This is a genomic window from Paenibacillus sp. EB106-05-06-XG162, from assembly GCF_058791655.1.
The window spans coordinates 199943-221595 of sequence record NZ_JBYTDT010000001.1 but is presented as its reverse complement, the minus strand read 5'-3'; the positions used below and the strand labels follow the sequence as shown (position 1 = coordinate 221595).

Sequence of the window (21653 nt, the reverse complement as noted above, 5' to 3'; positions counted from 1 at the left end):
TCACGATCCTTTGTGAAATCCGGTGTATTTCTTAATATCGTACACCGGATTTCTATTTCAATTAAGCCCAAAGAGAGGAACTTAACATGCGCTATTCTCTTATGTGTAAATCTTTTACTGGCAGTGAAGTGCAAGACTCTGAAATCGTTGACGTGAATTTGCAAAATAACGAGGTTAATTTTTCACAGTTCCCATGCAGTGCGTCGATGACAACGCAACGACTTCCGCATGGACAACGATTCAATATTACCCTGTCTTTTCATGAAGATACAACCGATCCGATGAATTTTTCATTTTCTATGGCAACGGAGCAATGGGACAAGAGCAACTATGTGTTGATGCCCGGTGCGGTTTATAATGGCAATCGTTTTGTAAGCTTACCTCTTCCCTACCCGCCTTATTATGAGCCTCCCCACAACAGCCGATATACAGATGCCGAAGTCATTACCAGCATTCCTCATTTGGATATGGAGAACAGAAAATCACAAATTTCTTTACTTTCTGGTGATATGGCATCGCCTTTATGCGGGTTCTATGATTTTAACGGCCAATCCGGTTCTGTTCTATTGGGAGAGCACCAGTGCGGCAGTTATTATACAGGCTTTACCGTTGATGAAAATCAAATCGATGGCAAAGCTTCTTTTGTGCTTTCTGTTCCAGGTGTACGCGAGACTACTCAATATTTTTTTGGGGACCAGAACGACGGACATGGCTTTCGTCCAGACGTCTCAGCTCCTTCACAAGATACCGGCGCTATGTTCAAACAGGGTCAATCACTAACGCTGACGGTCTGTGTCCATCATTGGCAGCAAATATCTTTGCCGGACTTTTTCAAGCTGGTAAACAGCACCAAGACAACATTGGAAGCCCCGAATCAATTCTATAATGTTCCGTTCTATAAGGCATATACAAGCATCAAAGAAAAGTACCAAAAGGAAAACTTTTCGGAAGAAGGATATTACACGGTAGGAACCAACTGGAACATCCATCAGCAGTGTTGGCAAGCGGGTTGGATTGGTGGAGGTATCAACAGCTATCCGTTGTTGATGGAAGATTCATCTGAAGCACGGCAGCGCGCGCTTTCTACGCTCCGCTTTATTTTCTCTCGCTTGCAGCACCCTAGCGGCTGGGTATTCGGTATGTATGGAAATGGAAAGTTTTATGGTGACGGTGGCGACAGTAACCCTGATACCATTCTGTTAGTTCGAAAAAATGCCGATTTGCTTTATTTCGTGCTGAAGCAGCTATTTTGGCTTTCAGATAACCACCATTCCACAATAGAGTTTGAGCAACCCGTAAAAGCGCTTTGCGATGCCTTTGTTCGGCTGTTCCAACAATACGGTCAGCTCGGACAGTTTATTGATATGGCTACAGAAGAAATCGTAGTAGGTAACTCGGCCGGAGCATGTATGGCTGTAGGCGCGCTGGCACTGGCGAGCGAATATTTTCAATGTACAGAATACCTCCACGTTGCAGAGCAGCTTGGAGAGTACTATTACCACAACTATGTAAAAAAAGGGATGCTGAACGGTTGTCCTGGGGAGATCTGTCAAGCGCCGGATAGCGAAGCGGCATTCGCCATGCTGGAAAGCTATGTGCAGCTGCATGAGACGACCCGCAAGAGCATCTGGCTTTCTTATGCAGAAGAAACTTGTGAAATTGCCATGACGTGGGTTATGAGCTACGACTTTGTGTTCCCTGCACATAGTACAGCAGCCAAGCGCGGTGTTCACAGCAGCGGCACGGTGTTCGCCAACGCACAGAACAAACACTCTGCGCCTGGTATTTGTACACTTTCAGGCAACAGTCTTCTCAAGCTGTATCGCTTTACAGGCAAAGCAAAATATCTACATGATCTACATGCTATCGCACACAGTTTACCGCAGTATGTATCTCTGGCAGAAGATCCGGAGCTTACGCTCGAGAAGCAATATTTGCCCGCAGGCTATATGAACGAGCGTGTGCAAACAAGTGACTGGGAAGGTAAGGAAACGATTGGTGAATTCCTCTATGGTTCCAACTGGCCAGAAGTTTCCATGCTGCTTACCTTTGTGGAAGTACCGGGCGTCTATGTGGATTTTACAAGCCGAACATTGCAGGTATTTGACCATGTGGAATGCTTGGTTACACAGTGGAATCCAGATTCTGTATGCGTGGAACTGTATAATCCTACAGCATACAGTACGATCGTTACGGTGCTTGCGGATGAACGTACCAACGCTCAGCGCGTAACGCATCATTACTTTGGAAGCATGAAAACTGTCCCCCTTTCAGCCGGAGAGCGTGTTTATATTGAAATTAGAAAATAACGGGAGGTTCTCCTTATGTTGAATATTGGTGTTATTGGATATGGCGTACGGATCGACATGCTGATGGATGATTTGTTTGCACTGCCTTATGAAGTACAGATCAAGGCAATAGCAGATACCAACCACGAACGCGTGCGGGCTTTGATGAAAAAAGACGGCTCGAAAGAAATGATGCATAACATGGAAATCGATAAAATCGACGGGCTTTTGCGCAGCTGCGAGATGAATCCCGATACCATTAACTTTTATACGGATGCAGACGAAATGCTGGACAAAGAGAAGCTGGACGGCGTGATCGTGGGTACGAACTGCAACTCGCATACTTATTTCGCTCAAAAAGTGCTGAATCGCAATCTGCCGCTGTTTTTGGAGAAACCGGTAGCTACGACGATGGAAGATCTAAGAACGCTAGCGGAGTGCGAAGCAAAAACAACGGCTCCCACGGTTGTTTCTTTCCCGCTGCGCGTCACACCTCTGGTGCAGGAGGTAAAGCGTATTCTGGATGCCGGCACGATTGGCAAGGTGGAGCATGTACAGGCGTTTAACGATGTTCCCTATGGGTATGTATATTTCCACGACTGGTACCGCGATGAGTCCAAATCGAAGGGGCTTTTCCTGCAAAAAGCTACGCATGATATCGACGTCATCAACTATCTGCTCGGTGAAGAACCCATGAACGTCTGTGCAATGAAGTCCAAACAGATTTATAAAGGCGACATGCCAGCCGGCCTGCGCTGCAGCGAATGCGACAAATGGGAAACCTGCATGGACAGCACTTACAACATCATTAATCTACGCAATGACACGCCGCGCAGCGATTATTGCGGTTTTGCGGTAGACACCGGCAACGAAGACTCCGGCAGTATGATTGTGAACTACGCGAGCGGCATGCACGTCATGTATTCGCAGAACTTCTTTGCCCGCAAAGGTGCCGGGCGGCGCGGTGCAAGGCTGTACGGCTACAAAGGCACCGTGGAATTCAATTTCGCCACGAATGAAATCAAAGTATTTGACCATATGAGTGACAAAGTAACCACCGTGCGTCTTGATGATCAAGGTTCGCGTCATGGCGGCGGAGATATTGTACTCATGCGTAATTTTGTACACCTGATGCAAGGCAAAACGACCGAATCTGTAGCCCCGCTGAAAGACGGCATCCGCAGTGCTCTTGTATGTCTGCAGGCCAACGCATTTTCCGAAAGTGATCAATTTTATCCTGTCACTTTATGAATCAAATGATTTTTATGCTTTAAGAATATAAAAAGCAGGAGCTCTTAAATTCAGAGTCCCTGCTTTTTATGGCTTGCTTAAGATTTTATGAACGCGGTGAGCATGGCAATGATCTGTGTACACAAAACAAAACAGACTATCCTAACGGCAGCCTGTTCTGTTCGATCTATGATGTTGCTTCATGCAATTGATAAATCTCGCTGGCATCCCGCCATATCTTCGAAAAGCACTCGCCTGTCAACCGATGCCACTCTTCTTCCAGCTGGTGGTCGATGACCCGATCCGGAAGCGCCAAAGATGGATCCGACTGGACAATCATAAACAGGGTTAGTCCCTCGCGAAAAATCCGCAACGATACAATACCCGCTTCCCGCATATGCCGCTCGTTTCCGGCAGGAATATCGCGGTGAAGCTGTTCATACCGTTCGACTTGATTCGGATGAAGATGAGCCACTTTAATTTCTGTTACCCTGTTTGCTGCCATGTTCCCACTCCTCTACAATCGTTCGCTTACCATGCGGTTTGTCAAAGCGCCCAGCTTTTCAATCTCAATCGTCACGACATCTCCCGGTTTCAAATACACCTGCTTCTCCTTTGGATATCCAAGCACGACGCCAGCGGGCGTTCCGGTGAGAATGATATCGCCCGGCAGCAACGTCATATGCTGAGAAATATAACTGACGATTTCATCGCAATGGAAAATCATATCCGACGTATTCGAATGCTGCCTAACCTCGCCGTTCACGATACATCGAATGTCCAGATTGTTCGGATCACCGACTTCGTCCGCCGTAACCAGATAAGGCCCTAAGGGGCTAAAGCCGTCACAAGATTTGCCAAGCAGCCATTGATGTGTTCGCATTTGCAAATCGCGCGCGGACAAATCATTGACGTTGCAATAACCGAACACGTGATCCAGCGCATGTTCCTTGTCTACGTATTTGGCTTTTTTGCCGATGACAATCACAAGCTCAGCTTCATAGTCAACCTGCGACGATACCTTCTCTGGCAGCGGAACTTCGCATCCATCTCCCGTTAGCGTATTAGCAAATTTGTTGAACAAGATCGGGTATGCCGGGATCGGAGCGTTCGTCTCTTCCGCATGTTTGCGGTAGTTGAGTCCTACGCATATAATTTTGCTCGGATGCGTCACGCAGGGGGCGTATTGGATCGTTGATTCATCGAGTATATAAGCTTTGCTCTCCGTTCCACCCGCCAATACTTGGTCTGCAAAGCGCTGCAATGCAGCAACAGCGCCTCTTCCGCCTTCGATGACGTCATGAATCGTCACCGGCAGCGCTCCTTGTGGCATGGATGATATGCTTTCCAGCGCTGCGGCGACATCCAGAATGCCTTGATCCGTTTTAATCGCCAGCTTTAATTGCCCGTTATTTTCATAGTTCAACAGTTTCATTCGTCCCAACACTCCTGTCTATCTATTGTTATGCGTTCTTACCGAATACGACGCCGCCGTCAATGTACAGCGGGGAACCCATCATGAACTTGGACTCGTCCGAAGCGAGGAAAAGGGCCGCGTTAGCGACATCCTCTGGCTTGCCAAGCTCTCCACTAAGCTGGCGCTGTTTCAAGGATTCGATCGCAGCTGACGGGTCATCATACGACGTCTTCAAATAGTTCTCCATGAATGGTGTATAAATCGTCCCCGGCAGCAACGCATTCACCCGGATGTTAAAGGCCGCATAATCGACCTGCATCGATTTGGTTAAGGCGAGCACCGCGCCTTTCGTCGCTCCATAAGAGGCTCTGCGCGCAAGACCCATTTCAGCAACGCACGACGACATGTTGATAATCGAGCCCGTTCTGCGCTCCATCATGTAGGGCAACACATATTTCGAAGGCAGGAATACGCCTTTGACATTAATGCTCATGATCCGGTCCCACGTATCCGGCTCGATTTCGTGCAATGCGCCGACGCCGCTGATACCCGCATTGTTGAACAACACGTCAATACGTCCGAATTCAGCGATCGCTGCTTCCACCATCGCTAGGACCGCTCCCGGCTGGGTGACATCCGCTTGAATAAAGAGCGCCTCGCCGCCTTTTTCAATAATTTCGCTCACCGTTTTCTGGCCTTTGACCTCATCCACGTCGCCCACAATAACGGCTGCTCCTTCTTGTGCGAACAGCAATGCTGTACTTCTTCCGATGCCTGAGCCTGCACCTGTGATCAGTGTTACTTTATCTTGTAATCGCATATCCTCACTCCTGTGTCTCTTTCATTTTCAACCTATACGTCCGAACCGCATTCCCGCCAAAAATAGCTTCGATTTGAGCCCCAGTCATTTCAGACGGTAAGGCAGCACCGACCATTCCGAGCATATCCGTGAAGCTGCCTGCTGGTGTGCATCAATGATCATGATTCGGTCCGCCCCTGAATCGTGGTCGGCTTCTCTACACTCGGCCAAGGCATATCATACGATGGAGAATGAACAAACCGCTCCATAGACAGTCTCAAAGTGATGCCTGTTCCCGCTGGCAGCGATACGTGCAACCATTTCCCCTCAACCGCTAACGTCCCGGTCACTTCGCCCGAAGCATTGATGATTTCTCCACCTAAGAATCGATGTTCGCCAAATACGCCAGCCTGTATGATGACCTCTTGATCATCGAACAGACTCGTGTTCACCAAATGAACCGTTGCGGAATCCGGAGTCAGCTTCTCCACCAAGGCAGATACGCCCGACGGCAGTCCGGGGCGCTTCGCCACAGCGTCAAAATAACGAACGCGGCCATGCTGCAGACCTCCATGCGAGATATGCATCGGTCCGCCCAGCGTCAGCTGTACAAGTCCTTCGAAATATAGCGGGCACATTTCCTGCCAAATGTGAATGGCCGAATAGATCCCTTCGCTATAATGCTCCGACCATTGATACGGATCACCTTCCGGAGAGCGCATCTTCGCGAGCTGATTGCCAATCATTTCGTAATTGGCGCTTAATATCCGCTGTGGATAATCCGGGTTGAGCCCGCGGATATATTGGTACCACGGCTGCGTATTACCGATGTAATGCTTCGTCTCCCGCCCGGTCCTTGGGTCTCTGCCGGAGTACTTTGGCACGATGACCTCATTCCAGTCATGATCTTTCGGGATGCGCTCAATGCGTTCCTCATCCTCATCCGCCATTGACATCGACCACAGATAGATCGGATATTTCGGCAGCGCCTCCCGATAATCGGTCCAGCCGCTATCGAAATGCTTGAATGGGACCAACCATTTGCCTTCCTTCTCTTGGCCCAGCTCCCAGTTGCGATCGAGCTGCTCCCGCGCCAGCTGCAGCCCATTCATATCGCCCGAAAGCAATACCTTATTCATGCAGGCATTCGTCAGCGGCTCGATGATCGTCATGAAGCCGTGAGGCCACCGCCAGCCGTAGTAGCCTCCCCACCATTTGCCGTCGTTGTACTCCCCGATTTGACCTGTGAGTCCGACATTGTCAGGAATGATGCCGCCGTTAGCACGAGTCCGCTCCTGCCAGGCGTTCACATACTCGACGACCCAACTCCGCAGATTTTCCTCTCCGCTATGAAGAAACGCATGCGTGATCAATCCCGTCGCATTCAAATTCAGCGGCACATCGCCGCGATTCATCCGCTCGTTCATCATGGCTAGGAGCTGCTGATAGACCTCATCGTTCGACCAAGGGCACTTGCCGCTTGCAAAGTCGACCCCAGGAATATCTTCGTAAGGGGCTAAATAATCGTCTAGAATGCCTCGGTGCGTGCTCCAATCTTCCGCAGATACCTCAAACCTAGGACCGCGGCTGCCTGTCAATGGCGATCGGATAAGCTTGCGCTCCTGATCATAGTTCGGCGCTTGCGGGTCGTCGCCCGTATACATCGCTGCAAATTTGCTGGCGCGCTGCCGATCCTTAAGCGTCGAGGGCCCTGCCAGACCAAGAAAATATAAATACAAATAGCCTTCCCCATGATGCATCCAATCGTAATACGCATCGAACTCGCGGTGAATTTGCCCGTATTCCGTCCACTGCCAAGTAATGCCTTCCCATATTTTTCGAGACACTTCATGCAGTTCGCTGCTTCCCCCGAGCACATACAAGAGCGCCAAATTCATAAACCCTTCATAAGGATCATCTGATCCATCCATCCCTGGCCAATGCTCGAACCAAATGAGCGTCCCGTCTGGATGCGTGTACCGCTCGACGAACTCTTTAGCTGCCTTGTTCAGCGTTTCAAAAAGCAGCTGCTCCTGCAGCGCCCACGCCTCTGGAACGACCCGCTCTGTTGCTTCAATCCTCGTGATGCTTCCATTCGTTAGCGTTGAAGTCATGTGACTCTCCCTCCCACTTCGTTGTAACTAAAATAACGTTTGCCCTTGGAACAGTTGATACACTTGACGCAGCTCATCCGGTTCTAACCCTCGTCCATCGCAAAAAGCTAGATTCATCCGAAGCGCATCCATCGTTTCCGTCCCCGTCAAAGACACATGGATATCCGGTTGACTTAAGCTGAAGCGCATGCCCGGCTCGATCAATCCTTTCGACTCCGTTTTGCGAAGAAAACTTAATTTCTCCAGACGCTCTTTGGCTCTGTCCAGTATCTCCTGCTCCAGAAACGGAGCCGGCGAATCCGCAAGAATCCCCATGCCGAGCACACTGCCATTGATGACGCCAAGACCCATCTCCTTCGCGAGCGGCAAGATTTCATCTTTGGCCGTATGATCAGCCAGCATATAGCGCGCATAGAATTGAATCGCATCAAAGCGTTCGGTCTTCATATATCTCATCATCAATGGTAAAACCCGCGTACTCACGCCGATATAACGGATCTTCCCATCCTGCCGCAGCTTCTCTAGTGCAGGGAGCGTCTCGTTGATGACAAGATCATAGGGCTGCGTCTCCACGTCGTGAATTTGCAGAAGATCGATCCAATCCGTTTGCAGTCGCTGCAAACTATCCTCCACCGACTGGATGGTGCTCTTATAATCGTAGGTCAAGTCTGATCTGATCGCTTTGGTCGTCAACACAACCTTATCTCTGCGGCCGACAAGTGCTTGACCAATTCGGCGCTCCGATTCGCCGAACCCATACTTTGGAGCCGTGTCGATGAAGTTGATGCCGGCATCGAGCGCCTCGTGAATCATTCGCTGCACCTCATCTTCATCCGTCTTGCCGAAATCGCCTGCAAGCGGCGCCCCACCTAAGCCAAGCTTGGATACTTTCAGTCCTGTCTTGCCGAAAATCGTATATTCCATCGTCTTTACTCCTTCTTCGATCCAAATTTATTCCTTCAACCGAATTAACCCAACTCGGCATGATCCTGAAGCGTTGCAACCTTGTTCTCCGTCCCATGCAGTTCGAAAAGTACCAGCTCATTTTCCCCTTCGCGAAGCAGCGGAGCAGGAATGTACAACGTTTGCTGGGGACCGATTTCCCAGTAACGTCCCAGATTAAACCCATTGATGAATGCGACGCCTTTCTTCCAGCCTTCCATCTTCAGAAACGTATCGCATGCTTCGTCAATTTGAAAAGTTCCTCTATAAAACGTCGGTGTACAAAGATCCTGCTTTTGCGCATCCGTATATTTCAGAGCAGCTAAGTCATCGAGCGGAAGCGTATGGATCGTCCAATGGTAGAGGAACTGCATCCCCAGACGAACGCCTTCTGTAATTCCTTTCGGATCTTTCATCCCGTAGCCGTAATTAATCCGGCCTTGATTTTCGACCAAAATGCTTAAGGTCGCGCCTTCGGGCGGAATGTCCAGCACAATATCGCACTCCGTTGCGTCTGGTCTCACATCGTGCGTATTACGTTCGATAACGCCTTGATACACGCCGTCCAGGAATACGAGTGCGCGATCTCGCACCTGTTGAATCGCAAGTTTCGCTTGGGATACAGGCCCCGGGATCGAAGTCGTGTACAGGATAAACCCATAATTTTGATCGAGCCGCTCCATCGGTTCCGGGCATACGCTGTGAATCGGCGTTGATAACGTAGCGAGCGAGTCGAATAAGCACGCATGCTCCGTTAATCGGACTTCGCCGTAATGCTTCTTCGGTGGCGAGGACGGTAATACGATATCTTCAACTTCCGTATATTTCGAGAATACGCTCTGAACCGCCCAATATTTGTCCGTTAAGTCACCGGATTCACTCAGCAATACGTCATAATCGTAGCTGGTTACCGTCGGTTCGTATTTACCTAAATCGTTCGCGCCGTTATAAAATCCGAAATTCGTTCCCCCATGGAACATATAAAAATTTACCGATGCGCCCATGGCCAGCATGCTGTCCAGCACCTCAGCAACATCTTTGCTGTCCCGAACGTGGTGTGGTTTGCCCCAATGGTCAAACCATCCGTTCCAAAATTCCATACAGACGATCGGCTTGTCCGGTTGATACTCCGTCAGCTTACCGAACGCCTCATCCGGCCGCGATCCGAAGTTGACGGTAGCCAAAACCTCCGGAAGGAGCGTGCCGCCTTGCAAATTGCTGTCCGTGTATCCGTCAGAGGTGAACAGTAGAACATCAATTCCGCGCTCCACCATCGCCTGCTTCAAATACTTCAAATAGTTCTTATCGTTGCCATAGCTTCCGTATTCATTTTCGATTTGCATCGCCATAATCGGTCCGCCATTCGTGTTAAGCAGCGGAACCAACTTAGGCAATAGCACGTCATAATAAGCGTCTATTTTGTTCAAAAAAGGCTGATAAGAACAGCGAAGCCGCATGTTGTCTTCCTTCAGCAGCCACGCCGGCAGCCCGCCGAACTCCCACTCTGCGCAAATATACGGGCTCGGTCTTACGATGACATGAAGGTCGAGCTCTCCCGCAATCTGAATAAATCGTTCGAGATCTGCAATTCCCTCAAAGTTAAATTGACCTTCTTTAGGCTCATGCATATTCCACGGCACATACGTTTCCACCGTATTGAACCCGCAAGCCTTTAATTTGAGAAGCCGGTCCCGCCAATATGCTGGGACGATTCGATAATAATGCAAAGCCCCTGATAAGATTCGAATGGGATTCCCGTTAAATAAAAATTGTCGTCCATCCATTGTAAGCATGTGTTCATGCCTCCTTTTTTTATGAGAGAACTTGGTCTACACCCGCAACACGACCCCCACCCAGTCATCTCGCTCCAAATACATGAGGGGCGCATCACCACATTTTCGGTATGTTGAATAGCTATCAGCCTGCCGATTTCGCCGGCTGTCAGCAGAAGTACCTCCTGAAATATGAATTTCATATTGCGTATATTACTTCGCCCCTATCATAAGTCGAATTTCATTCGTCTGAAACAACAAAATATGAAAAAACAACAGATCTTTAGGAAAATGCACTCTTCAAAAAGTTAATATATCTCTAAAAAATGTAGCTTTTCGAGCATAGAACAAAAAAAACAACCACCAGGTCATACCCCGGTCAAGTAGACATATGAAAATAGCTAAGCTCCCAACGCGTCCGACAATTGCCAAGCGACAATAAAATATCCCCTCCAAGTGTCACTCAAACTTCCATCATAACCTGAAGGTTTCTTTGAGTGTCTACTTAAAGGGGATAATACCATTTTCATCGGTTAAACCTAGGGGTTTTTCCAATGTCTATTCTAAGGGGTGCACTTCAAACGATCATTATTTGGTTTGTTTCCAAGCATCGATTTGTTTCTGTTCTTCAGCGATAATTTTGTCGCTGCCGGCTTTTTTCAGCTTGTCGATAAATTCCGGCAACATTTTGTCAGGGTCAACGGAGCCCGTCTCAAGGAGTGCAATGTACTGCGCGGTCACGGTGCCCACTTGAGCGATCTCACTCTTCACCGGTGACGGATCGAAGCTGAAGCCGAGCAATGGCGACGGCGTGGAGCTTTCGTTCATCTTCTTCGTCGCTTCCGCAGTGCCAGGGACGGAGCCTTTTTGTGGATACGCGTTCAATGCATTTCCTACTTCCCATTCAAATCCCGGAACATAGCCACCATCATTCATGACCTCAATGGTATTGTTATCATCGATTTTCTTATAGTGTTTGCCTTCGATACCGTAAGCTAGAAGGTTGTAGAGCTCCTTGTCCTTAAACAGCAAGTCTAGCAACATAACAGCACGTTCCGGATTTTTCGATGTCGCGCTAATGCCAGTCATGGTTGCAATAATCGAACTCGTCAACAGGGTAGGCTGAGTAAGTCTAACTTGATAAACCGGGTTCTGGGCAGCGTCAAGTGGTGCTTCCCCTTCCATTGCCGGCCCGAAGTTCCCTGCATTCATGCTTGCTGTTTTGCCGGCTTTCCGATCTGCTTGTACATCCTTCAGCGTCGCCGCGTCTTTGCGGATATACCCTTTCTTATACCAATCCGTCATCGTTGTAACGAACGATTTATATTCTTCAGACTCAAATTGGTTGACTACCTTTAAGGAAGTATCCGTTAACTTGATAACCCCCGGAATGTTGCGTCCTGCAACCTCATCTAATCCATAATAAACAAGATTTTTGCCGAACTCCCCGTTGTATTCATTCTCATAAGGGACCATACCCGGATTATTTTTCTTCACTTGCTCTAGGAAAGGCGCAAGATCTTCAAGCTTTTTGATGCTCTCAGGTTTGACCCCATATTTATCAGCCAAGTCTTTGCGCATGATAATGCCATTCGTCATCGTCCAAGCTTGGTAATTCGGAATCGCATAGATTTTCCCATTCACTTTCGTCGCATCCCAGCCCATTTTAGGAAGCGTTTCCATAATGGTTGGCGCGTATTTCTCTAGAAGGTCATCGAGTGGGATAAATGCGCCTTTATTGACGTTCTGGTAGTAGTTGTTCGCCCAGTTCGCGGTGAACGCCAGATCGTAGTTCTCATCAGCAGCGTTCACAACCTGCATTTTCTGATCGTACGCACCCCAATCAACGATCTTCAGATGCAGCGTCACATTCAACTTTTCTTTCAGAATCTTGTTCATTTCTGCTTCCACAGAAGCAACATCCGATTGTGGTGAAGCGTCAAGATACCATGTCAAATCTACTGGATCTAGCTTGGCTGGATCTGTTGCAGCTGGTTCTGTTTGAGCCGATTCCTGAGTCGTCGCATTCTGTTGAGTAGCATCGGCCGATTTTTCGTCTTTTGCCCCGCACCCAATTAAGCTTCCTGAGAACATAAGACATACGGCGAGTACGGATACTACGGATTTCACTCTCTTTGTCTGTTCCATGAAACAACCTCCCTCATCATTCTAGATATTTATTGTATATCGGCATGAAGCCGTTACAACCAACAGAATAATTACTCTTTCACGGCGCCTACGGTCAAACCTTTCACGAAATACTTCTGGAAGAATGGGAATACGACGAGAATCGGACCCGCGGCCATGACGGCAATCGCCATCCGCGCCGTTTCATTCGGAAACTGGCTAATATCGATATTCACCGTACCTGGCTTAATACTGCTCGACAAATATTGAATATTATTCATAATCCGGTAGAGCATGTACTGCAGAGGAATGAGCTTCTCATTATCGATATACAACATCGCGAGCCACCAGTCGTTCCAATATACGAATGCGATGAATAACCCTACAGTGGCCATGGCTGGTTTGGCAATCGGTAAGACGATTTGCCAGAAGATTCTCCACTCTTTCGCGCCGTCGATCTTGGCCGACTCGATCAGTGCGAGCGGAATTTCGGATAAGAACCCTTTCATCAATAGGACGTGCCACGGCATAATAACATACGGTAAGATCAGCGCAAAGATGGAATCGCCGATGAACAAATATTTTTTAATTAAGATGTACCATGGCACAAGACCGCCGTTGAACAGAAGGGTAAAAAATATGAAGAACGATAATTTATTGGCGCCGCGGAAATCTTTGCGGGACAGCACGTAAGCGAGCATGGCCGTAATCAGTAGGCTCAAGACCGTTCCGAGCACGGTCACCGTCACCGATACGGTATAACCGGTGATCAGTTGATCCGGGCTTTTTAATAGATATTTGTATGCAAACGTCGTAAACGTTTTGGGAATCAAGCGATAACCGTCCACTGCAAGATCCGACTCGGTTGAAAATGAAATGGAAATGACATAGACAAGCGGGATCAGGCAGAAAACAGAAAAGATGATAAACCACAAATGAATCAGCCATCTGGACAACGATTGTTTCCTAAAAAAATTCATAGTTTCCTCACCCCATTCTCTCTAGAAAATCGCATTATCTTTGTTGAATCTGCGAACGATATAGTTCACGGTCACGACTAATACAAAACCGACTAAAGATTGATAGAGTCCGATAGCTGTGGCCATACTGGTATCACCTGACACACGTAACGCTCGGAATACATAAGTATCAATAACATCCGTCGTGGCATACAACGCGCCGGAGTCCGCCGTCAGGAAGTAGAACATCCCGAAATCGGAGTAGAATATTTTCCCTACCTGTAATAAGGTAATCAAGGTAATTAACGGCGATAGCAGTGGAATCGAGATGCTGCGCACCTGCTGCCATTTGCTCGCACCATCAATCGATGCAGCCTCATAGAGGCTTTTGTCGATACTCATAAGTCCCGTATAAAAGATGAGCGTGGAATATCCAACATTTTTCCATAAGTAAGCGAGACTTAAGATGACAGGCCAATACTTCGCTTCCATATACCAGTTGACCTCGTGAAATCCGAACTGTGTGAGCAGTTGATTAATAACACCCATCTGGGGGTTCAGCAATGCGTACGTGACATAACTGACAACAACCCAGGATAAGAAATAAGGGAAAAACAGTGTCGTCTGAAATAACTTGACGGCCCTTCGACTGAGTTCAAAGAGCATGAGCGCAAACGCGATGGCAACCACATTCGTTAATAGAATGAAGATGAAATTGAGAAAGATGGTGTTCCGCGTCACTTGCCATGCAGCATCTGACGTAAAGAAGAATTTAAAGTTATCTAATCCTACCCAATCGCTGCCCCAAATCCCTTTCCTAAAGTTAAAATCTTTGAAGGCAAGCACCAAGCCTAACATAGGCGCATAATTAAATATGAGGACGAACAATAAACCCGGAGCTGCCAAAGCCAGTAATCCCTTATGACGCAGAAACTCGCGCCAGAATGAATTTTTTTTCTTAACATTCATATTTGCAAGAGGCTGACTATTGTGAATTTTTGTTTGATAAGACATCGCTTGACCTCCTTTTCCTAACTATTTTGTGCTGGTGACTTACCTGTTGGACTCATCTTCCATGCAACACATCATAACTTCCGCACCTGGGACAATCCTAGTGTAAATCGGGACATTTATAGCATTTTCGACTGTAAAAAGAGGCGCTTTACTGTACTTCGCACGAAAGTACAGTAAAGCGCCTCTCCAGAATCACACTATATTTTAGTTGATCTGCCGCGTTTCTTTTATATTTTTGTTCAATACATATTCCTTCGGAGTTACGCCGTATTTCTTTTTAAACAGTTTATAGAAGTAGCTCTCATTCTCTACGCCAATTTTCTGTAAAATGTCTTTGATGCTGCGATTCGAATTATGAAGCCATTCCACGGCTTTCTCGAGCCGCACCTCATTCATATAATCGGCAACCGTTCGATCATACTGTTGATTGAAAATTTTACTCACTTGCTTAGGCGATAAATTCAGCTTATCGGCAATATATTGCAGACACAATTCCGGATTCGCATAATCTGCTTGAATAAATTCCATCACCGTGCTCGCAATGATGGCATGTTTGTCGTTCTCTGTACGCTCCACTTTGGTCAAGCCATTCCTGCAAATTTGCATGATATGATCGTGCTGCTCCTGAAGCGTTCCCATCGTGAACAGCTGGTTGGAAAACAAATTAAAATTGAACTGCAGCGGCTCTAGCCTGTTTCTGTTCATCTCCTCGGTTGTCTCTTGCAGCGTATTCACTAATTTCATCACCGATAAAACGACGTTATTGTAGCTCAGCTTATGGATTTCATCAAATATTTTACTTAACACTTCTTCAGCGGAGACAGTATTCCCGCTTTTTAGCGAATCGACCCATTTTCTTTCTAACGCAGCAGAATAACCAACCTGTCCATTCTCCGTATTCGCCGCAATAAGCCGATTGGTTAGAATGCAGCCCTTGCCGAATATCAGACGGTACACCGAATTGTTCAACGCCACATGATATTTTTCGGTCAAGCCATGGAGATTGCCGCATGTGTCGCTAATAAAAATAGAAACGGATACTTTAAAATATTGACTGATATACGATTGCGCTTTGTTCCAGAGCTTCGTTGCTTCCGAAACCATTGTATCCTCGTCTCGATCGCCTAGGTTCATAATAAAGGCAATATGATCGTTTTTCATTTCGACAGCTTCGACCTTACAACATTCCGAGAATATTTCCAGGGTAATATTGATAATCCCGAACATGCAGAGATCACGATCCAGATGACTGAACAATTGCTCGAATTGAGCGTAGTCATCAATCTTTAAGATGCATACGAGTCCCGGTGCAGCCTGTGTCAGGCATACCCCCGATTCCACGGTTGCCTTAACAAACTCATCTGGGGTTACGGAGCGGCTGTCTACTAACAGCTTTCTTAGAAAATAAGCCTTCAAAATTTCTCGGTCGGATTGCTTCTCAAGCTTATACTGGTTCAACTGTTCGATCGAAAACTGATAGGCCTTGTTCAAGTACGATATTTCATCATCCTGTGCATGAGCATGGTCTAATTCGGTTCCTTTGGATACAACATGAACCAAATTGCCAATCGGTTTATAAATTTTTCTGGATATCAAGATCGAAGTCATAATGGCTAGCAAGATAATCCCGCAAATGATGGCAATCAATGTATATTTCAACGTGTTTATTTTCTGAAAAACTTCATCATATAATTGCGCTTTCACGAGTGTCCAATTCATTTTGTCTACAAACGTATACGTGATTAGATACTTCTCCCCATGGATGTTTTCCGTAAAATAACCCGTTTTTTCTGAAGGATCTTGTTCTTTCATGTGCCGTAGGTAAACCGCTTTCAACGAATCTTCCAAAGAGCCTTTCTCTAGATCGTTACCGACAATTTCCGCATGATCATCCATAATGACAATTTTATCGCGGCGCTTCTCATCGACCATATTGATGTCCTTAATGTTATTGAGCAGCCATTCGGTGCTGGCATTGACGATTAAGGCCCCATCCGGTTGATTGGAAGCATCCTTAAAATCATACATCAGATAGGTGACGACATTCTCAAACCGTTTCTTGTCATTCCCAATGGGATATTCGATTTTTCTTGGCAAAGGTTTTAATTTCGGTATGTTCTTCTTGGATTGCATCAAGGCTTCGAAATTCAAGTCTTGAAATAACAGGTTATCCTGCGTCGTGTAATACGTTTTGGTCGAGCCGTTATACAAATAGATAGAGTGAATGAAAGGGTTCGTGCCAATGATCGACGTTTTGATTTTGTTCACTTCACGCAGCATATCGGCAAATTCGACATGCTGGCTAAAAATCAAAGGCATTATTTCTGGTTTATAGTACATGGATAAGATTGAGTTAACAATCATATCATCCATCAAGTTAATATTATATTTCACCTGGTACAATATTTTTTTATTCGATTGGTACTCGTTATCCAGAACAGCTTGTTCAACCTTCACTAATGCAATAAGCGCGAACAAAATAAGCGGCAGCAGCATGGCCAATATGACCCACTGATAAATCTTGCGGAAATAACTACGTTGTATTTTGTGATTCGAACGCATATGACCACCCTCTTTGTTTATCAATCTGTCTGATAAATAAAAGAAATTCGCTTGCTTGTGAGGTTAGAGACATCAAAAAACATTGTACCTTATTTTCTCATTTTTTGGATAGATAGCGTTTCATTTTTTATTTGTCAAAGGAAGTCTCGGAACGCAAACAGACGCCGAATCATCGGCGCCGAAAGTTCGCATTTATTCATCTTAAGAAGGATCCGCCTAGCGCTTTGAGTAAAATTCCAATGTCTCTAACGGCTTTAGCCTTGTAGCTTGCACGAGTCCATTGGCCAGCACGGGTGCAATTCTTGCTGCGATCGGCAGCAACTGCTGGGTTACAGGCTTGCCCATGATCCATTGCAGCACGCTCCCCCATCGTAAAGGTCCGGAAAACTCCCTCAGGATCGCTTGTGTAAAGCGCTGTTCCCAATCCTGCAGGGATAAGTTCCCGCGCAAATAGCTGTCCGCCAGCGGCGCGCACAATGCGGCGGAGCGCAGCGCCATAGACATCCCGTCTCCGCAGAGCGGTGCGATCATGGCGGAAGCGTCTCCTAAGCGAGGAAACCCGTCCCATGGCGCCGGCTTACGCTGCAGATAGACGGGGGCGATTGCAGCTTGCGTGCTAGGGGATGGCACAGCGGCAGCAAGCCGTGCAGCAAGCCTCCGGTTGCGCTGGACTGCCGTTTCCAGAATAGACAACACCGATTTGCCCGCCTTTGCGAATTCGCTGCGGCTCAGCAGCGCCGCCGCATTTACTTTGCCATCCTCGATCGGGCACAGTCCGAGATAACCTCCTCGAAAGAAATACATCTCAATCACTGGCTCCATCGTTAAACCGTCATAATGGGTTTTAACACCGATGTAGGCTTGCTGGCCCGAATCAGCAGCATTCAGAAGATGTCCTGTATGTGCAACTCGCGAATTCGCTCCCCAGGCCGCAATGACAGCCCGGGCGTGGAACAGGCTCATGTTCGCTCCCTGTTTCGTTCGAACCGTGTATCCTTTACCATGCTGCGCTATCCCTGTAACCGTGGTCGACAGGTGCAGCTGTGCACCGGCCTGCATCGCAGCTGAATGCAGCGCCTCATCCATCGCATATCGGCTTAATCCCCAGGCAGCGCCAGGGATCGGGAGCTCGATTTCACCGCCATGCTCGAAGATGAGCCGAGCCCGTTCAATCCGCTGCGGATGAAGTGCCGCAACCGTCTCGGTTAATCCAAGTGCGTGCAGCGTGCTCTGCGCTTCCGGCGACAGAAATTCCCCGCACACCTTATGACGCGGAAAGGTCTGTCGGTCGATTAAGGCCGTCTCCCACTGCCTATCTGCGAGTGCCTTGGCGATGCAGCTTCCCGCAATGCCTCCCCCGAGCACAACGACATCCGCATAATGCTCCATTTCGTTCAGCTCCGTCCGCTTGAATTTGACACCGGTTTACCGATCACGACGGTATAGCGGAACAACGGCCGCCAAGAATACATCATCTGGTCGATCCCCGCAGCCTGCTTGAGTCGCTTCCAATCCTGCGATCGAAAGCCTTTGGCCACGGACAAGGGACCGTCATTACGAATATACCGGTTGGAAGACATAATCCGCGTCGTAAGCCATACCGCCGTCCAAGCGATCCAATGCCGATGGATATCATTGACGACAACGCCCAGTCGCGCCCCTCGCAGCATACTCACGATGACACCGGGAAGCTCCTCTTCCGCAAAATGATGCAGCAGCTGCGTTCCCGTCACGATATCAGCGCCACCTTCAGGAAGCTTGAACAGATCTCCCCGCATGACCTGAACGCGCGGCTCATTCCGAAAGAAGAGACGCGCTTCGGCACATGCTTCTTCGGTCATATCGACTAACGTGATCGCGAGATCAACACCTTGCATCGAAGCCCATTGCAGCACGCGTCGATTCACGTCGCCAGAACCGGCGCCAACGTCCGTAATCGTTAGACGCTTCGGCTTGCCTGCCGCCTGCCATAGCTGCTTAACTCCATACAGCGTCGGTGCCGATGCGACGAACAGTCGATTCAACAGGCGAAGCTCCCGAAGCGCTTCACGCAGCTCCTCTCCACCGCTGGAGAAGTCGTCCATGAGCTCAGCCGCCGAAGCCCGGCCCCGCAGTTTATAAAACATATTGCGCATCCTCCGTGCGGCGCTTGGATGTTACCTTGGAGGCCACATACGTGATCTTGATCATCTCCGCCGTCAATCCAGGGCCGAATGCTAACGCCAAGCCGGCTGCACGCGCTGTACCTCGCTCCCGCAGCTGCTCCCTCATTTTCTTCATGACGAACAAGATCGTAGCGGAGGACACATTCCCGATGTCTCGCAAGACGCCTAGACTTGGGGCGACTTGCTCATCCGACAGACCGTATCTTGCTTGCAGAACTTCGATGATGCCTTTCCCACCCGGGTGAATCGCCCATAATTCCAGATGAGCCTCCCCGATGAGCCGTGACACTTCGGCCGGAACATATTCACCGATCAGTCTCGGAATATTCGGTGACAGATACAGGTCAAATCCGGCATTCCCAACCTCCCAGATCATTTCATCAGCGCCCCCCGGCAGCAGAACAGTATGATCATCACCGAGCAGATAGACCTGCTGATGCTGCGGGCCGACCACACCGATCACACATGCCGAAGCACCGTCGCCAAAAAAAGAAGCGCCGAACAAGGCATCCCGATCCCCGGATGGCTGAATATGAAGCGTGCACAATTCCACGCATACAATTAATACGTTCGCCTTCGGATCGCCAGATACCAGCTGCTTCGATAAGCAAATCGCCTTCATACCGGCAGCACATCCGATGAAGGTCAGCGGGATTCGCATGACCGAAGGAGCTAGCCCCAGCTCTCGAACCAAAGCAGCATCGATTCCTGGAAGGAATTGCCCGGTACAACTGACCGTGATGAGATGCGTAATCCGATCGGCATTCATCTTCGCATCCGCCAAGGCGTCTCTTGCCGCGGCTATAGCCAGCGGAACGGATGCTCTCTTATAGACGGCCATTCGTTCTGCCGTGGATGGAACCTCCGAACGATCTCCTTTCGGTAAATAACGGCATGCCGAAGCATCGTTCAGCAAGTCCGGCTCGCACGTATAGCGAGTCTCGACCCCGCATTGTTTGAATATTCTTCTGGCCCATCGGGCCGAATCCGGGTTGCTGCTCAGCGCATCGACGATCCGGCGCGTCGTATCTGCCTGGTCCATGCGATAGGGCGGCAACGCCGTGCCGATCCCTGTCATGGCAATCATTGGCTTTACAGCTACCATACCATCATAACCTCCTAAATGTAGCGTTAACGGCTTATAAGACCTTTCGAAACTTCCAGTTTATTCCTGAGCCGTTCTCATCATCTTACCCATCTCGGAACATGACAAAACCCAGTCCAATACGGACTGGGTTGGAAATATGATTTCCGGAACTCGAATTTATATCTGGACCGGCTGTCCTTGCTGAAGCGACTGATAGCCAGCCAACGCGACATGCGTGGAGCGCAGACCATCTTCCCCGGTGATCGGTACGGGCGTGTCACTGCGAATCGCATCTACGAAGTCTTGGATCATGTAGGCGTCCATATTATCGCCCCAGAATTCCCAAGTCCCTTTACCGTTTACCTTACTGTAGAGCTCGTTCTTCTGCGCGAACCCATCCACGGAAATGACGCCCTTCGTGCCGACAATCTCCATCGTCACATCGCCCCAAGTTGGGAACGTGCCATTTCTCGACCAGCTCGTATCTAACACCCCGAATACGCCGCTTGCAAATTTCACATGAATCATGCCGGCATCCTCTACCTCGATGTTCTCTTGGAACAGCGGCGCTGCGTACGCATATACTTCCTTCACGGCGCTGCCAATGATCCAATTCATGAGATCCATCACATGTACGGTATGATCCAACAGGGCCCCGCCGCCCGAAAGTTCTGGCTCGACGAACCAGCCGCCAGGGAAGCTGCCTCGATTCGTGCCCTTAATCGCGATAATATCCCCGATTTCTCCTCGCTCAACGGCTTTCTTCGCTTGAATTACAGCAGCCAAATAGCGGCATGGGAAGGCTGTCATCAACTGTACATTGTTATCCCGACAAGCCGCAATCATCGCCTCCATGCTCTCCTTCGTAATCCCGAGCGGCTTTTCGCAGAGGACATGCTTGCCGCGTCTCGCGGCTTCGATCGTGATCTCGGCATGATACACATTCTCCGAACAAATGACGACCGCATCGATATCCGTATCCAGCAGCTGCCGGTAATCTTCGTAATAAGACAATTGATGCGCGCGCACAAGGTTTTCTACCCGGCTTGGCACCGAATCCGCAATTCCTGTTACCTCGACCTCAGGCAGCGCATGCAGCGAATTGAAATATGAGAATGCATGACCATGCGCAAAACTAATCATTCCGATTCTAAGCTTCTTCATGTTTCATTCCTCC

General features: G+C 48.5%; 16 protein-coding genes. 2 read left to right on the top strand and 14 right to left on the bottom strand.

The features are described from left to right. Nucleotides 1-86: 86 nt before the first annotated feature. Both AC3WU2_RS00755 and AC3WU2_RS00750 read left to right on the top strand, forming a co-directional pair. The gene (locus AC3WU2_RS00755) at nt 87-2309 is read left to right on the top strand and encodes a hypothetical protein (RefSeq protein WP_492450443.1); all 2223 of its coding nucleotides are present in this window, start codon (nt 87-89) and stop codon (nt 2307-2309) included. A gap of 15 nt (nt 2310-2324) precedes the next feature. After that, complete coding sequence (locus AC3WU2_RS00750; RefSeq protein WP_492450441.1) at nt 2325-3539, top strand: Gfo/Idh/MocA family protein; 1215 nt, start codon at nt 2325-2327, stop codon at nt 3537-3539. Between the two features lie 166 nt (nt 3540-3705). Here the strand turns inward: AC3WU2_RS00750 and AC3WU2_RS00745 are convergent, their stop codons facing one another. From AC3WU2_RS00745 to AC3WU2_RS00680, 14 genes are all read right to left on the bottom strand, one after another. Beyond that, entirely contained in the window at nt 3706-4023 is a 318-nt protein-coding gene (locus AC3WU2_RS00745; RefSeq protein ID WP_492450439.1) for an L-rhamnose mutarotase, read from the bottom strand. Between the two features lie 12 nt (nt 4024-4035). After that, nucleotides 4036-4953, bottom strand: a complete 918-nt coding sequence (locus AC3WU2_RS00740) for a fumarylacetoacetate hydrolase family protein (protein ID WP_492450436.1) — start codon at nt 4951-4953, stop codon at nt 4036-4038. Between the two features lie 28 nt (nt 4954-4981). Beyond that, nucleotides 4982-5755 (bottom strand): SDR family NAD(P)-dependent oxidoreductase, encoded by a 774-nt coding sequence (locus AC3WU2_RS00735; RefSeq protein WP_492450434.1) that lies wholly within the window; start codon nt 5753-5755, stop codon nt 4982-4984. Nucleotides 5756-5913: 158 nt separating this feature from the next. Further along, entirely contained in the window at nt 5914-7848 is a 1935-nt protein-coding gene (locus AC3WU2_RS00730; RefSeq protein WP_492450432.1) for a DUF8034 domain-containing protein, read from the bottom strand. A gap of 27 nt (nt 7849-7875) precedes the next feature. After that, entirely contained in the window at nt 7876-8772 is an 897-nt protein-coding gene (locus AC3WU2_RS00725; protein WP_018756855.1) for an aldo/keto reductase, read from the bottom strand. A gap of 44 nt (nt 8773-8816) precedes the next feature. Further along, nucleotides 8817-10583, bottom strand: a complete 1767-nt coding sequence (locus AC3WU2_RS00720; RefSeq protein ID WP_492450429.1) for a glycoside hydrolase family 35 protein — start codon at nt 10581-10583, stop codon at nt 8817-8819. A gap of 567 nt (nt 10584-11150) precedes the next feature. Next, nucleotides 11151-12710, bottom strand: a complete 1560-nt coding sequence (locus AC3WU2_RS00715) for an ABC transporter substrate-binding protein (RefSeq protein ID WP_492450427.1) — start codon at nt 12708-12710, stop codon at nt 11151-11153. 71 nt (nt 12711-12781) lie between these two features. Beyond that, the gene (locus AC3WU2_RS00710) at nt 12782-13669 is read right to left on the bottom strand and encodes a carbohydrate ABC transporter permease (protein ID WP_492450424.1); all 888 of its coding nucleotides are present in this window, start codon (nt 13667-13669) and stop codon (nt 12782-12784) included. A 21-nt stretch (nt 13670-13690) separates the two neighbouring features. Further along, a complete protein-coding gene (locus tag AC3WU2_RS00705; protein WP_492450422.1) occupies nt 13691-14662 on the bottom strand; it encodes an ABC transporter permease in 972 nt (323 codons plus the stop codon). A 204-nt stretch (nt 14663-14866) separates the two neighbouring features. Next, a complete protein-coding gene (locus AC3WU2_RS00700) occupies nt 14867-17224 on the bottom strand; it encodes an AraC family transcriptional regulator (RefSeq protein WP_492450420.1) in 2358 nt (785 codons plus the stop codon). 216 nt (nt 17225-17440) lie between these two features. Next, entirely contained in the window at nt 17441-18613 is a 1173-nt protein-coding gene (locus AC3WU2_RS00695) for an NAD(P)/FAD-dependent oxidoreductase (RefSeq protein ID WP_492450418.1), read from the bottom strand. A 5-nt stretch (nt 18614-18618) separates the two neighbouring features. Further along, entirely contained in the window at nt 18619-19350 is a 732-nt protein-coding gene (locus AC3WU2_RS00690) for a methyltransferase domain-containing protein (protein WP_492450416.1), read from the bottom strand. Continuing rightward, complete coding sequence (locus AC3WU2_RS00685) at nt 19340-20494, bottom strand: type III polyketide synthase (RefSeq protein WP_492450414.1); 1155 nt, start codon at nt 20492-20494, stop codon at nt 19340-19342. Before AC3WU2_RS00685 ends, AC3WU2_RS00690 begins: the two co-directional genes overlap by 11 nt. A gap of 159 nt (nt 20495-20653) precedes the next feature. Next, nucleotides 20654-21640, bottom strand: a complete 987-nt coding sequence (locus AC3WU2_RS00680; RefSeq protein WP_492450412.1) for a Gfo/Idh/MocA family protein — start codon at nt 21638-21640, stop codon at nt 20654-20656. Between the last annotated feature and the right edge of the window lie 13 nt (nt 21641-21653).

Bases quoted from the DNA above. Each gene is read 5' to 3' on its own strand.
- AC3WU2_RS00755 (WP_492450443.1), top strand. From the start codon at position 87: ATGCGCTATTCTCTTATGTGTAAATCTTTTACTGGCAGTGAAGTGCAA.
- AC3WU2_RS00750 (WP_492450441.1), top strand. From the start codon at position 2,325: ATGTTGAATATTGGTGTTATTGGATATGGCGTACGGATCGACATGCTG.
- AC3WU2_RS00745 (WP_492450439.1), bottom strand. From the start codon at position 4,023: ATGGCAGCAAACAGGGTAACAGAAATTAAAGTGGCTCATCTTCATCCG.
- AC3WU2_RS00740 (WP_492450436.1), bottom strand. From the start codon at position 4,953: ATGAAACTGTTGAACTATGAAAATAACGGGCAATTAAAGCTGGCGATT.
- AC3WU2_RS00735 (WP_492450434.1), bottom strand. From the start codon at position 5,755: ATGCGATTACAAGATAAAGTAACACTGATCACAGGTGCAGGCTCAGGC.
- AC3WU2_RS00730 (WP_492450432.1), bottom strand. From the start codon at position 7,848: ATGACTTCAACGCTAACGAATGGAAGCATCACGAGGATTGAAGCAACA.
- AC3WU2_RS00725 (WP_018756855.1), bottom strand. From the start codon at position 8,772: ATGGAATATACGATTTTCGGCAAGACAGGACTGAAAGTATCCAAGCTT.
- AC3WU2_RS00720 (WP_492450429.1), bottom strand. From the start codon at position 10,583: ATGCTTACAATGGATGGACGACAATTTTTATTTAACGGGAATCCCATT.
- AC3WU2_RS00715 (WP_492450427.1), bottom strand. From the start codon at position 12,710: ATGGAACAGACAAAGAGAGTGAAATCCGTAGTATCCGTACTCGCCGTA.
- AC3WU2_RS00710 (WP_492450424.1), bottom strand. From the start codon at position 13,669: ATGAATTTTTTTAGGAAACAATCGTTGTCCAGATGGCTGATTCATTTG.
- AC3WU2_RS00705 (WP_492450422.1), bottom strand. From the start codon at position 14,662: ATGTCTTATCAAACAAAAATTCACAATAGTCAGCCTCTTGCAAATATG.
- AC3WU2_RS00700 (WP_492450420.1), bottom strand. From the start codon at position 17,224: ATGCGTTCGAATCACAAAATACAACGTAGTTATTTCCGCAAGATTTAT.
- AC3WU2_RS00695 (WP_492450418.1), bottom strand. From the start codon at position 18,613: ATGGAGCATTATGCGGATGTCGTTGTGCTCGGGGGAGGCATTGCGGGA.
- AC3WU2_RS00690 (WP_492450416.1), bottom strand. From the start codon at position 19,350: ATGTTTTATAAACTGCGGGGCCGGGCTTCGGCGGCTGAGCTCATGGAC.
- AC3WU2_RS00685 (WP_492450414.1), bottom strand. From the start codon at position 20,494: ATGGTAGCTGTAAAGCCAATGATTGCCATGACAGGGATCGGCACGGCG.
- AC3WU2_RS00680 (WP_492450412.1), bottom strand. From the start codon at position 21,640: ATGAAGAAGCTTAGAATCGGAATGATTAGTTTTGCGCATGGTCATGCA.